Consider the following 13,510-nt stretch of genomic DNA (forward strand, 5'->3'; position numbering starts at 1 on the left):
CACTTACTTCAGCTTGGTTTCCTTGTACTCGACGTGCTTGCGAGCCTTGGGGTCGAACTTCATGATCGACATCTTTTCAGGCATCGTCTTCTTGTTCTTGGTGGTGGTGTAGAAGTGACCGGTGCCAGCCGTAGATGCCAGCTTGATCTTGTCGCGTCCGCCTTTAGCAGCCATGGTGTTTCTCCTTCAGGAAATTAAGCTTGGCCACGGGCGCGCATGTCTGCGAGCACGGAGTCGATACCGTTCTTGTCGATCAGGCGCAGAGCAGCGCTGGAAACGCGCAGACGCACCCAACGGTTCTCAGTTTCCACCCAGAAACGACGGTACTGCAGGTTGGGCAGGAAACGACGCTTGGTCTTGTTGTTGGCGTGGGAAACGTTGTTGCCCACCATGGGCTTCTTGCCCGTAACTTCACATACGCGTGCCATTGGGACACTCCGATAGTTGAATCGGCTGCCGGCTCTGAGGTCCTGCAACTGCAGGTTGTGCCGACAACCTCACCTCGCCAGTTTGTAATGGGTGGCGGTAACCCGTTTGCTATCCATGTCCCAGTCTGTAGTTACAGAAGTCCCATATCCAGCAAAGCCAGGGATTATAGCCAGGAACTGAAAAAGCCCTTGGGTGTTACCTGGAAATCCCAGGGCGAACCTTGCGCCTTCGCCTATGCGGCAGGCTGCAGGAAGGTGGCGCCAGCGCGGGAGAAGCAGCGCAAGCGCCTCCCTGGAGGCTTATTCCTGTTCCAGGAAACGCTGGGCGTCCAGGGCCGCCATGCAGCCTGTGCCGGCGCTAGTGATGGCCTGGCGGTACACATGGTCCTGGCAGTCGCCGGCGGCAAACACGCCGGGCACGCTGGTCTGGGTGACAAAGCCTTTGAGGCCGCCCTGGGTGACGATGTAGCCGTTTTCCATTTCCAGCTGGCCCTGGAAGATGTCGGTGTTGGGGTGGTGGCCAATGGCAATGAAGGCGCCTTGCAGGGCGATGTCTTCGGTATGGCCGTCCGTCGTGCTCTTGATGCGGATGCCGTTCACGCCCGACTGGTCGCCCAGCACTTCATCCAGGGTGAAGTGGGTCTTGAGCTCGATCTTGCCTTCCTCGACCTTGTCCATCAGCTTGTCCACCAGAATGGGCTCGGCCTTGAACTTGTCACGGCGGTGCACCAGGGTGACCTTGCTGGCGATGTTGGACAGATACAGCGCTTCTTCCACGGCGGTGTTGCCGCCGCCGATCACGCACACGGGCTGCTCACGGTAGAAGAAACCGTCGCAGGTGGCGCAGGCCGACACGCCGCGGCCCATGAACGCCTCTTCCGAGGGCAGGCCCAGGTACTTGGCGGAGGCGCCTGTGGCGATGATCAGGCTGTCGCAGGTGTAGGTGCCGCTGTCGCCGGTCAGGGTGAAGGGGCGCTTGCTGAAATCGACCTTGCTGATATGGTCGAACACGATCTGGGTCTTGAAGCGCTCGGCATGCTCCAGAAAACGCTGCATCAGCTCGGGACCTTGCACGCCCATCACGTCGGCAGGCCAGTTGTCCACTTCGGTGGTGGTCATCAACTGGCCGCCCTGGGCCATTCCGGTCACCAGCAGCGGCTTGAGGTTGGCGCGGGCGGCATAGACGGCGGCCGTGTAGCCGGCGGGGCCGGAACCGAGAATCAGGACTTGGGCGTGTGTCGGAGTGGTCATGTGCGCAATCAATCAGCGGGCTGCGCATGGGCGCGGCCCCTTGGAACCCGGGTCCACCACTACCAAGGTGCTGGACCGGAAGAAGCAAGCATTGTAGAAAGCGCAAGAGCCCTGTGCCGAATCGGGCTGTTGCTGCATGCATTGCCTGATGCAGTGCAAGTTTTGTTGCAACTGTTTGCATTTGCCCTGCGGCCGGAACCCTGGGGGAGCCCGGAGCGCTGCGGTAAGCTACCCGCCTTGCGTATGACTTATTCACTGAATGCCTTGAACACCGCGTCTGCAAAAGTCCCGCCCAAAGCGGGCATTGTTCGTTTCGGACACGAGGTGTGCCTGGTGGTGGCGTTGCTGGCGCTGATCTTCTGGCTGCTCGCACTGTGCACCTACTCTCCCCAAGATGCGGCCTGGTCCACCAGCGGCCTGGCCAACGGCGTGGTCGTGCGCAACTGGGCGGGGCGTTTCGGGGCCTGGCTGGCCGATACCTCGTACTTCGGCTTTGGCTATTCGGTCTGGTGGGCGGTGCTGGCGGCGGTGTTCGCCTGGGGCCGTTCGCTGCGCCGCTGGATGCGTGGCGAAACGCTGGAAGGCCATGCCTGGCGCGACAACCTCACGTTCTGGGGCGGGCTGCTGCTGCTGCTGGCGGCCAGCACGGCGCTGGAATGGTCGCGCCTGTACCGGCTGGAAACCCATCTGCCCGGCCATGCCGGCGGCGTGATGGGCTATCTGCTGGGCAAGGCTGGTGTCGGCTGGTTCGGCTTCACCGGCTCCGGGCTGCTGGGCATCATGCTGATGATTCTGGGCCTGGGTCTGGTGTTCCATTTTTCCTGGGGCACGGTGGCCGAGACCCTGGGGGCGCGCATCGACACACTGGTGCGCATCGGCCAGCAGCACCGCGAAAAGGTCAAGGATGTAGCGGCCGGCCGCAAGGCCGCACAGGAGCGCCGGGACGTGCTGGACGACGTGCACCTGGGTGCCGAAGAGGCCTACCAGTCCAAGCCGGTGCAGATCAACACCCCTGCACCACCGCCGGTGGTGCCCAGCGAGCGGGTCATCAAGGAACGCCAGAAGCCCTTGTTCGAGGACAAGGAAATGGCCGATAGTGCGTTGCCGCAGGTGGATTTGCTGGACGCCCCGCCGGCCAAGCAGGAAACCGTTTCCGCCGACACGCTGGAGATGACCAGCCGCCTGATCGAGAAGAAGCTCAAGGACTTCGGCGTGGAAGTGCATGTGGTGCAGGCCACGCCCGGCCCGGTGGTCACACGCTACGAGATCGAGCCTGCCACCGGGGTGAAGGGTTCGCAGGTGGTGAACCTGGCCAAGGATCTGGCGCGTTCGTTGTCCCTGGTGTCGGTGCGGGTGATCGAAACCATTCCGGGCAAGAACTACATGGCGCTGGAGCTGCCCAATGCGCGGCGTCAGTCGATCCGCCTGTCGGAAGTGCTGGGTTCGCAGGTCTACCACGACGCCAAGAGCCTGCTGACCATGGGGCTGGGCAAGGACATCGAAGGCAAGCCTGTGGTGGCCGATCTGGCCAAGATGCCCCACGTACTGGTGGCCGGTACCACTGGCTCGGGCAAGTCGGTCGGTATCAACGCCATGATTCTGTCCCTGCTCTACAAGGCCGAGGCCAAGGACGTGCGCCTGTTGATGATCGACCCCAAGATGCTGGAAATGTCGGTCTACGAAGGCATTCCCCACCTGCTGTGCCCGGTGGTGACCGACATGAAGATGGCGGCCAACGGCCTGAACTGGTGCGTGGCCGAGATGGAGCGCCGCTACAAGCTGATGTCCAAGCTGGGAGTGCGCAATCTGGCGGGCTACAACACCAAGATCGATGATGCCAAGAGCAAGGGCGAGATCATTGGCAACCCGTTCAGCCTGACGCCGGAATCGCCCGAGCCCTTGCAGCGTCTGCCACACATCGTCATCGTGATCGACGAGCTGGCCGACCTGATGATGGTGGTGGGCAAGAAGATCGAAGAGCTGATCGCCCGTCTGGCGCAAAAGGCACGGGCCGCCGGTATCCATCTGATTCTGGCCACCCAGCGACCCAGCGTGGATGTGATCACCGGCCTGATCAAGGCCAATATTCCGACGCGTATCGCCTTTCAGGTCTCCAGCAAGATCGACAGCCGTACCGTGCTGGACCAGATGGGCGCCGAGTCGCTGCTGGGCATGGGCGACATGCTCTATATGGCCAGCGGTACCGGTCTGCCCATCCGCGTCCACGGCGCGTTCGTCTCGGACGATGAGGTGCACCGCGTGGTCTCCTACCTGAAGGAGCAGGGCGAGCCAGACTACATCGATGGTGTGCTGGAGTCTTCGCTGTCCGATGAGGGCGGTGGGGGCGACGGGGAAGGCGGCGGCGATGGCGAGCAGGATCCCATGTACGACCAGGCCGTCGAAATTGTGCTGAAAGACCGCAAGGCCAGCATTTCCTATGTGCAGCGCAAACTGCGCATCGGCTACAACCGTTCGGCCAATCTGCTGGAGCAGATGGAGCGGGCGGGTCTGGTCAGTTCCCTCACGTCCAGCGGCCAGCGCGAAGTGCTGGTGCCTGCCGGCCGTGGGGACGAATGAGGGCGGCTGCGGTTGGCCGTCCCTGAGATTGCGACAAGGAGTTCGCGCATGCGAAAGATGATTTCCGCCCTGGCACTGTCGGTGCTGCCACTGTGGGCCCTGGCCGACGGCATGGGCAGCCTGGAATCCTTCATGAAGGAGTCCCGGGCGGGCAAGGCCCAGTTCACCCAGACGGTCACCTCCCCGGGGCGAGACGGCCAGCCCGGCCGCACCAAGACCAGCAGTGGCGAGTTCCAGTTCCAGCGCCCGGGCAGGTTCAGCTTCCACTACACCAAGCCGTTCGAGCAGGTGATCGTGGCCGATGGCAAGACGCTGTGGATGCTGGACAAGGACCTGAACCAGGTGACGCAGCGCGCGCAGAGCCAGGCACTGGCCAGCACGCCCGCGGCCATCCTGGCCTCGGCCACCGACCTGAACGGTCTGCGCAAGGATTTCAACCTGAGCAACGCCCCCGATGCCGACGGCATGGAATGGGTGCAGGCCGAGCCGCGTTCCAGCGACAACCAACTGCGCCAGGTGCGTGTGGGCTTTGCCGGCGGCAAGCTGTCGGCGCTGGACATTGTGGACAGCTTTGGCCAGCGTTCGCTGATCCGCTTCAGTCAGTTGCAACTGCTGCCTTCGCTGCCGGCATCCACGTTCCAATTCACCCCGCCGGCCGGGGCGGATGTGCTCAAGCAGTAACGGTGTTCCGCGCCGGCGTTTGCCGGGGGGCGTACCGCGCGAACGTTGTGTCTGAGTTTTCGGTGTGAGTGCGCGCTTTTTTTTACTGTGCTCTAGCTGCTGCCCTCATATCGGATAGCGGGCGGCATACAGAGGCGGTCATGCCGTCCACTGCAGCCTGTAGACATGCCTGAAAGAGATTCCCAACAAAAAGGGCGCACCCCGCAAGAGGTGCGCCCTTTGGCATGGTGCGGCGGAAAAGCCGCTCAGGCCTGTGCCGGGTGGCTGCGGGCGGGCAGCAGGCGATCGGCGGTGGCGGCCAGCAGCAGCATGGCCAGCACCGGGGTCAGCCAGGCCATGCCCATGGCGGCGCCGGGCAAGTTGGTGATCCACTCGGGCAGCTCCATCAGGCCCACGGCCTTGGCGCCGTCCAGCAGGCCCAGCAGCAGGGCCACGGCCATCACCGGGGCGTAGACGCGGCGGGCATGCTTCCAGCAGCCCGACAGCAGGCTCAGCGCCACCAGGGCGATGGCCACCGGGTAGACGGTCACCAGCACCGGCACGGCCACGGCGATCAATTGCTCCAGGCCCTGGTTGGCCACCACGGCGCTGAACACGCACAGCGCAATCACCACCGTGCGGTAGGAAAACGGCAGCAACTGGCTGAAATAGCTGCCGCAGGCGCTGACCAGACCCACGCCGGTGGTCAGGCAGGCCAGCAGAATCACCACGGCCAGCAGCACCATGCCTGCGTCGCCAAAGGTGTGCTGCACGTAGGCGGTGAGGATCTGCACGCCGGTGGAGGCGCTTTGCACCAGGCTGCCGCTGGTGGCGCCCAGGTAGATCAGCGACACATAGACTAGGCCCAGGCCGGTGGCGGCGATGATGGCGGCAATGATGGTGTAGCGGGTGTGCAGGCGGGTGTCGGTGATGCCGCTGTCCTTGATGGCGTTGACAATGACGATGCCGAACACCAGTGCGGCCAGTGCGTCCATGGTCTGGTAGCCCTGCACAAAGCCCTGGCCCAGGGCCAGGCTGCTGCTCTGGTAATCGGGCAGGCTGGCCGACAGCGTGCCGGCGGGCAGCAAAAAGGCCGCGCCCCCCAGCACCACCAGGGCCAGGATCAGCACCGGGGTGATCAGCTTGCCGATGGTGTCCACCAGCTTGCCGGGGAACAGGGCCAGCAGCAGGGTCAGGCCAAAATACAGCACGGTGTAGACCCCCAGCGCCAGGGGGCTGTTGCCCACGAACGGCGCCACGCCCAGCTCGAACGACACGGTGGCCGTGCGCGGCGTGGCAAACAGCGGGCCGATGGTCAGGTACACGGCGGCGCCCAGCAGCATGCCGGCCACCTTGCCGATGGGAGCGGTGATGGTCTGCAGGCCGCCGCCCACGCGGGCCAGCGCCACCACGGTGACCAGCGGCAGTCCCACGCCGGTGAGCAGAAAGCCCACGGCGGAGCTCCACAGGTGCTCACCTGCGGCCAGACCGACGATGGGGGGGAAGATGATGTTGCCTGCGCCCAGAAACAGCGCAAACGTCATGAAGCCGAGGGCCATCAGGTCCCGCGTCTTGAGTGTTGTCATACCAAAAGCCCTGCACCCCGGCGGCGCAAGCGCGCCCGGGGATGCGTTGAAAACATTGCAAACCAAACGAAAAGCGGGGATTCGGTAGAGTGCATTGGCACTGGCCGGCGATAGGCCGGTCGCAGGCTGCACGTTGCCAGGCACTGGATGGCAGCAGGCGGCAACCGAATCGGGCAGGGCAGGGCCGTTAAGCTTGTGGCTGACGGGCCAGAAGGCGCTGCTGTTCCATCTACGTGAGGGGTGACCTCGCCAATGGAGAGCATGTGTCCGCTGAAACCCTATTTTGCCTGATGTGAACTTCTGATATATGGCTATGCCCCGTAACCCTGCCACAACCACTGACTTATTTGGCGCTCCTGCGGCCGGCGCTGCGAGTGGGGCAGCGGCCCTGCCGGCCCACCAGCCGCTGGCGGAGCGCCTGCGCCCGCATACCCTGGGCGAGGTGGTGGGCCAGCAGCAGGTGCTGGGCGAAGGCATGCCGCTGCGGCTGGCGTTCGAATCGGGCCGGCCGCACAGCTGCATCCTGTGGGGTCCCCCGGGAGTGGGCAAGACCACCATCGCGCGGCTGATGGCCGATGCATTCGATGCCCAGTTCATTTCCATCAGCGCCGTGCTGGGCGGGGTCAAGGACATCCGCGAGGCCGTGGAAAAAGCCCAGATGGCCCGGGACAGCCTGCTGCAGCAGCGCACCATCGTGTTCGTGGACGAGGTGCACCGCTTCAACAAAAGCCAGCAGGATGCCTTCCTGCCGCATGTGGAGAGCGGGCTGTTCACCTTCATCGGCGCCACCACCGAGAACCCTTCGTTCGAGGTGAACTCCGCGCTGCTGTCGCGCGCGGCCGTCTATGTGCTGCAGAGTCTGACGGCCGAGGATTTGCAGCGCATCGTGGCCAAGGCGCAGGCACTGGGCGCCGTGCCTGTGATCGAGGACGATGCACTGGAGCGCCTGATTGCCTACGCCGACGGTGACGCGCGGCGCCTGCTGAACACGCTCGAGACGCTGTCCATTACCGCCGAACAGGCGAAGGTGGAAGTGATCACGGACGTCTGGCTGTTGCAGGTGCTGGGCGAGCGCATGCGCCGCTACGACAAGGGGGGGGAGCAGTTCTACGACACCATCAGTGCGCTGCACAAGTCGGTGCGCGGCTCCGACCCGGATGCGGCACTGTACTGGCTGGTGCGCATGCTCGACGGTGGCGCGGACCCGCGCTACATGGCGCGGCGGCTGATTCGCATGGCCTGGGAAGACATTGGCCTGGCCGATCCGCGCGCCATGCAAATCACCAATGAGGCGGCTCAGACCTATGAGCGGCTGGGCAGCCCCGAGGGCGAGCTGGCGCTGGCCCAGGCCGTGCTCTATCTGGCCGTGGCCCCCAAAAGCAATGCCGGCTACAACGCCTACAACCAGATGCGCGCGCTGGTGAAGAGCGACAGCACCCGCCCGGTACCCATGCACCTGCGCAACGCCCCCACCCGGATGATGAAGGACATGGACTGGGGCAAGGGCTACCGCTACGCACACGACGAGGAGGGGGCGTTTGCCGCCGGCGAGCGCTACTTTCCCGATGGCATGGACGAGCAGCGCCTGTACCAGCCCGTGCCGCGCGGCCTGGAGATCAAGATCGGCGACAAGCTGGCCCAGCTGCGCGCGTTGAACGCGGCGGCCCGGGCTGCGGCAGAGCCCGGCGCGGACCCGCAACCGTCTGCGCCAGACGACACAGGGTCTGCCCCAGGCTGACAGGCGGCTGAAGACTTGGAGCCTGCGGGTTGTCCCTGAGCCCGCGTGTGGTGCGCAGGTGTGCACGCTGCTGGTGCGTGGCGTATTGATGCGTGCTGGGCATCAATTGCTGCGAAGCAGCACACGCTTTCATTGCGTGCTGTGCATGGATGGACGGCCTTGTGTGCCTGCTGCACCCGCGCGGAGGTGCACCGCAATGGCAAGGGTAACCCCCATTTTGGGGAACTGACCAAGTCCATAACGTGCTGCCATTGCTTTTTCCGGCCGCCCGCCCGAAATCTTTCTGGCGGGTTTTTTGCTACTGGAGAAAGGCGTGCGCGGGGCTGGGTGGACCAACGGGTGGTTTGTCTGGACACCTGCCACCTTGAAGGGAAGCGACATATGGATATCTTGCTGCAGCAGATCATCAATGGTCTGGTCCTCGGCAGCATGTACGCCTTGATAGCCCTGGGCTACACCATGGTGTACGGCATCATTCAGCTCATCAACTTTGCCCACGGCGAAGTGCTGATGGTGGGCGCGTTGACGAGTTGGAGTTGTATCGGCCTGATGCAGGAGGCCATGCCCGGTGCGCCGGGCTGGGTGATCCTGTTGCTGGCCACGGTCATCGCCTGTGTGGTGGCGGCCTGCCTGAATTTCTGTATCGAAAAGATCGCTTACCGTCCGCTGCGCAACAGCCCGCGTCTGGCGCCGCTGATCACCGCCATCGGTGTGTCCATCCTGCTGCAAGCCCTGGCCATGATCATCTGGAAGCCCAATCCCAAGGCCTACCCGGTGCTGCTGTCGCCCGATCCCTATGAGATCGCCGGTGCCGTGATCACGCCCACGCAGATCCTGATCCTGGCCGTGACGGCCGTGTCCCTGGCCACGCTGGTCTACCTGGTCAACTACACCCGCCTGGGCCGCGCCATGCGTGCCACGGCCGAGAACCCGCGCGTCGCTGCCCTGATGGGCGTGCGCCCGGACATGGTGATTTCCGCCACCTTCATCATCGGTGCGGTGCTGGCGGCCATCGCCGGCATCATGTGGGCCTCCAACTACGGTACCGTGCAGCACACCATGGGCTTCCTGCCCGGTCTGAAGGCTTTCACGGCGGCCGTGTTCGGCGGCATCGGCAACCTGGCCGGCGCCGTGATCGGCGGCATCCTGCTGGGCCTGATCGAATCCATCGGCTCGGGCTACATCGGCCAGCTCACCGGCGGTGTGCTGGGCAGCCACTACACCGACATTTTTGCGTTCATCGTGCTGATCATCATTCTGACCCTACGCCCCTCGGGCCTGATGGGTGAGCGTGTGGCGGACCGCGCATAAGAGAGGGAACGCAATATGCAATCCAAGAAAACCGTGCAATGGGCGCTGTGGGGCCTTGTGCTGCTGGTGCTGCCCCTGGTGCTGCAGTACTTCGGCAACGCCTGGGTGCGTATCGCCGACCTGGCGCTGCTGTATGTGATGCTGGCCCTGGGGCTGAACATCGTCGTGGGCTATGCCGGCCTGCTGGACCTGGGCTATGTGGCGTTCTACGCCGTGGGCGCCTATATGTTCGGCCTGATGGCGTCGCCCCATCTGTCTGAGACCTTCGCCTGGTTCCAGTCCATGTTCCCGGACGGGTTGCACTCCAGCATCTGGCTGGTGATTCCGATGGCGGCGCTGCTGGCGGCCTGTACCGGGGTGCTGCTGGGGATTCCGGTGCTGAAGCTGCGCGGCGACTACCTGGCCATCGTGACGCTGGGTTTCGGTGAAATCATCCGCATCTTCATGAACAACCTGGACCACCCGGTGAATATCACCAACGGTCCCAAGGGCCTGAGCCAGATCGACTCGATCCAAGTGTTCGGTGTCGACCTGGCCAAGCGCCAGGAGATTTTCGGTTTCGACATCAGCTCGGTGACCATGTACTACTACCTGTTCCTGGTGCTGGTGCTGATCACGGTGGTGATCTGCTACCGCCTGCAGGATTCGCGCATCGGCCGCGCCTGGATGGCGATCCGCGAAGACGAGATCGCCGCCAAGGCCATGGGCATCAATGTGCGCAATATGAAGCTGCTGGCCTTCGGCATGGGTGCCACCTTCGGCGGTGTCTCGGGCGCCATGTTTGCGGGCTTCCAGGGCTTTGTGTCGCCGGAATCCTTCAGCCTGATGGAGTCCGTGATGATTGTGGCCATGGTGGTGCTGGGCGGTCTGGGCCATATCCCGGGCGTGATCCTGGGCGCCGTGCTGCTGGCTTCGCTGCCGGAGGTGCTGCGCTATGTGGCAGGTCCGCTGCAGGAGTTGACCGGCGGCCGCCTGGATGCCGCCATCCTGCGCCAGTTGCTGATCGCACTGGCCATGATCGTCGTGATGCTGCTGCGTCCGCGCGGCCTGTGGCCGACACCGGAACACGGCAAGAGCCTGGCGCAGAAGGGATGAGCGCCATGCAAGGAGTTGAAGCAATGACAGCCACCATGGCCCCCGCTGCAGACGACACCGATGTGGTGTTGAAGGTCGCAGGCATTTCCAAGCGATTCGGCGGCCTGCAGGCCTTGAGCGATGTGGGGGTGACCATCCGCCGCGGCCAGGTCTACGGGCTGATCGGCCCCAACGGCGCCGGCAAGACCACGTTCTTCAACGTGATCACCGGCCTGTACACGCCGGACAGCGGCAGCTTTTCGCTGGCCGGCCACCCCTACGAGCCCACGGCCGTGCACAAGGTGGCCAAGGCCGGTATCGCCCGCACCTTCCAGAACATCCGTTTGTTTGCCGAGATGACGGCCCTGGAGAACGTGATGGTGGGGCGCCATGTGCGCACCCACTCCGGTCTGATTGGCGCCGTGTTGCGCACCTCGGGCTTCAAGGCCGAGGAAGCCGCCATCCGCCAGCGCGCCCAGGAACTGCTGGAGTACGTGGGCATTGCCAAGTACGCCGACTTCAAGGCGCGCACGCTGTCGTATGGCGACCAGCGGCGCCTGGAAATCGCCCGCGCACTGGCCACCGACCCGCAGCTGATTGCGCTGGATGAGCCGGCTGCCGGCATGAACGCCACCGAGAAAGTGCAGCTGCGCGAACTGATCGACCGCATCCGCAAGGACAACCGCACCATCTTGCTGATCGAGCACGATGTGAAGCTGGTGATGGGCCTGTGCGACCGCGTGACCGTGCTGGACTACGGCAAGCAGATTGCCGAAGGCACGCCGGCCGAAGTGCAGAAGAACGACAAAGTGATCGAGGCCTATCTGGGCACCGGAGGGCATTGAGCATGGCAGAGCAAGCAACACAGCGCACCGGAGAGGTGCTGCTGCAGGTCAAGGGCCTGAAGGTATCCTACGGGGGGATCCAGGCCGTCAAGAGTGTGGACTTCGAGGTGCGCCAGGGCGAGCTGGTCTCGCTGATCGGCTCCAACGGCGCTGGCAAGACCACCACCATGAAGGCCATCACCCGCACGCTGAATGCCAATGGCGGCGAGATCAGCTACCTGGGCAAGAGCGTGCAGGGGCGTGGTGCCTGGGATCTGGTCAAGGAAGGCCTGATCATGGTGCCCGAAGGGCGTGGTGTGTTCGCCCGCATGACCATCACGGAAAACCTGCTGATGGGGGCTTATACCAAGAACGACAAGGCGCAGATCACGGCCGACATCGAGCGCATGTTCGTGCTGTTCCCGCGCCTGAAGGAGCGCCGCGACCAGCTGGCCGGCACCATGTCCGGCGGCGAGCAGCAGATGCTGGCCATGGCGCGCGCGCTGATGGCCCACCCCAAGCTGCTGCTGCTGGATGAGCCGTCCATGGGCCTGTCCCCCATCATGGTGGACAAGATCTTCGAGGTGGTGGCTGATGTGCACGCCCAGGGCATGACCATCGTGCTGGTGGAGCAGAACGCCAGCCGTGCGCTGGCACTGGCCAACCGGGGCTATGTGATGGAGTCCGGCAACATCACCATGGAAGGCGAGGGCAAGACCCTGCTGGACGACCCGCGCGTGCGCGCCGCCTACCTGGGCGAGTAAGCACCCGGCCCCCCTGCTGCCGGCCGGAGCGGCAGCAGCAGGGGGCCCTGGCAAGGCATGAAACCGGTTGGTAACCGGTGCCCTGCAGCCCTCTGTGCGGGGAAATGCACCGCAGTGCTGGTGGTGCATGAAATGATTGCTATTAATAATATAGCTATATGCGCATATCCATATTTGTTTTCAATATAAAAACAACACCACGTCTATAACTGGAAAGAAGATATAGCTCCTCTATTAGGAGCGAATATGGTGGACGGCCGCACGGCGAGGCCTTTGTCGCTGCGGCGCAACATTTTGCGCAGATTTATTTTCTGTCGCCCGAGGTGGCGGTCTACCCTCTGAAAACACGGCCTGAAAACGGAAGTGAGTCGTCCCTATGCGGGTGGGGGAGATGACCCGTTGCCTGCGAACCCCAGGCGGTTTGGGTAAAAATTGCCGCCTATCGACAGTACCGACATGTGCACGTCACACGAAATACGTACTGCGATGGCCTGCCGGCGCCCATGGAAAAGGGCACCGCAGGCTGACGGCACAGAACGCCGGCAGCCAGGCCCGATTACCCGGCGGTTACACTTCGCCGAAATTTCGCGCCAGCTGCCATCCGGGTGACTGGCACCTGTCAGTCATGAGGAGCCATTGATGCTGTTTGGCAAGCTGTTGCCGCGCGAGGGCAATTTTTTCGAAATGTTCAACCAGCATGCGGATCGCATTGTGGAGGCCGGACGTGCCTTTTCCCAGCTGGTCGCCAACTATGGCGATGAACACCTGCGCGACAAGTACAACCAGGACGTGGACAACGCCGAGCGCGCTGCCGATCGCGTGACGCACGAGGTCAACAAGACCCTGCACCAGACCTTCATCACCCCCATCGATCGCGAGCACATCCACACGCTGATCAATACGATGGACGATGTGGCCGACCTGCTGCAGGACTGCGCCGAATCGATGGCGCTGTACGACGTGCGCCACATGACGGCCGAAATCCACCGTCTGACGGACCTGAGCGTGAAGTGCTGCGAGCGCGTGCGCGACGCCGTCAAGCTGCTGGACCGCATCGCCGACCAGAGCACGGCCGAAGCCGCACTCAAGACCTGCGAAGAGATCGACCGCCTGGAAGGCGATGCCGACCGTGTGCTGCGCGCCGCCATGAGCAAGCTGTTCCGCGAAGAGCCCGATGTGCGTGAAGTGATCAAGCTCAAGGCCATCTACGAGTTGCTGGAAACCGTCACCGACAAGTGCGAAGACGTGGCCAACATCATTGAGGGCATCGTCCTCGAGAACTCCTAAGCACGCAGGA

The 13,510-nt window shown here is 63.6% G+C and carries 12 protein-coding genes; 8 read left to right on the forward strand and 4 right to left on the reverse strand.

Going from position 1 to position 13,510, the window contains the following annotated elements:
- Window positions 1–3: 3 nt before the first annotated feature.
- From rpmG to trxB, 3 genes are all read right to left on the reverse strand, one after another.
- Complete coding sequence (gene rpmG, locus B3349_RS09130; RefSeq protein ID WP_066539717.1) at window positions 4–174, reverse strand: 50S ribosomal protein L33; 171 nt, start codon at window positions 172–174, stop codon at window positions 4–6.
- Between the two features lie 20 nt (window positions 175–194).
- Window positions 195–428, reverse strand: a complete 234-nt coding sequence (rpmB, locus tag B3349_RS09135; RefSeq protein ID WP_066539714.1) for a 50S ribosomal protein L28 — start codon at window positions 426–428, stop codon at window positions 195–197.
- Between the two features lie 300 nt (window positions 429–728).
- A complete protein-coding gene (gene trxB, locus B3349_RS09140; RefSeq protein WP_291588340.1) occupies window positions 729–1,679 on the reverse strand; it encodes a thioredoxin-disulfide reductase in 951 nt (316 codons plus the stop codon).
- A gap of 243 nt (window positions 1,680–1,922) precedes the next feature.
- Here trxB and B3349_RS09145 point away from each other — a divergent pair, with 243 nt between their 5' ends.
- Both B3349_RS09145 and lolA read left to right on the forward strand, forming a co-directional pair.
- A complete protein-coding gene (locus tag B3349_RS09145) occupies window positions 1,923–4,256 on the forward strand; it encodes a DNA translocase FtsK (RefSeq protein ID WP_291588341.1) in 2,334 nt (777 codons plus the stop codon).
- A gap of 48 nt (window positions 4,257–4,304) precedes the next feature.
- Window positions 4,305–4,937 (forward strand): outer membrane lipoprotein periplasmic chaperone LolA, encoded by a 633-nt coding sequence (gene lolA, locus B3349_RS09150; protein ID WP_291588342.1) that lies wholly within the window; start codon window positions 4,305–4,307, stop codon window positions 4,935–4,937.
- Between the two features lie 245 nt (window positions 4,938–5,182).
- Here lolA and brnQ read toward each other — a convergent pair whose 3' ends face one another.
- Window positions 5,183–6,502, reverse strand: a complete 1,320-nt coding sequence (gene brnQ / locus B3349_RS09155) for a branched-chain amino acid transport system II carrier protein (RefSeq protein WP_291588343.1) — start codon at window positions 6,500–6,502, stop codon at window positions 5,183–5,185.
- 313 nt (window positions 6,503–6,815) lie between these two features.
- Here brnQ and B3349_RS09160 point away from each other — a divergent pair, with 313 nt between their 5' ends.
- The 6 genes from B3349_RS09160 (at window position 6,816) to B3349_RS09185 (ending at window position 13,500) form a co-directional block, all read left to right on the forward strand.
- Window positions 6,816–8,240, forward strand: a complete 1,425-nt coding sequence (locus B3349_RS09160) for a replication-associated recombination protein A (protein ID WP_291588344.1) — start codon at window positions 6,816–6,818, stop codon at window positions 8,238–8,240.
- A 381-nt stretch (window positions 8,241–8,621) separates the two neighbouring features.
- Window positions 8,622–9,551 (forward strand): branched-chain amino acid ABC transporter permease, encoded by a 930-nt coding sequence (locus B3349_RS09165; RefSeq protein WP_066539696.1) that lies wholly within the window; start codon window positions 8,622–8,624, stop codon window positions 9,549–9,551.
- Between the two features lie 15 nt (window positions 9,552–9,566).
- Window positions 9,567–10,646 (forward strand): ABC transporter permease subunit, encoded by a 1,080-nt coding sequence (locus B3349_RS09170; protein ID WP_291588345.1) that lies wholly within the window; start codon window positions 9,567–9,569, stop codon window positions 10,644–10,646.
- A 23-nt stretch (window positions 10,647–10,669) separates the two neighbouring features.
- Entirely contained in the window at window positions 10,670–11,470 is an 801-nt protein-coding gene (locus tag B3349_RS09175) for an ABC transporter ATP-binding protein (RefSeq protein ID WP_414646870.1), read from the forward strand.
- Window positions 11,471–11,472: 2 nt separating this feature from the next.
- The gene (locus tag B3349_RS09180) at window positions 11,473–12,213 is read left to right on the forward strand and encodes an ABC transporter ATP-binding protein (RefSeq protein ID WP_291588346.1); all 741 of its coding nucleotides are present in this window, start codon (window positions 11,473–11,475) and stop codon (window positions 12,211–12,213) included.
- A 639-nt stretch (window positions 12,214–12,852) separates the two neighbouring features.
- On the forward strand, window positions 12,853–13,500 hold the full coding sequence (locus tag B3349_RS09185; RefSeq protein WP_218332853.1) for a DUF47 domain-containing protein: 648 nt from the start codon (window positions 12,853–12,855) through the stop codon (window positions 13,498–13,500).
- Window positions 13,501–13,510: the final 10 nt, after the last annotated feature.

This window comes from Comamonas sp. UBA7528 (assembly GCF_002479375.1).
GTDB lineage: Bacteria > Pseudomonadota > Gammaproteobacteria > Burkholderiales > Burkholderiaceae_C > Comamonas.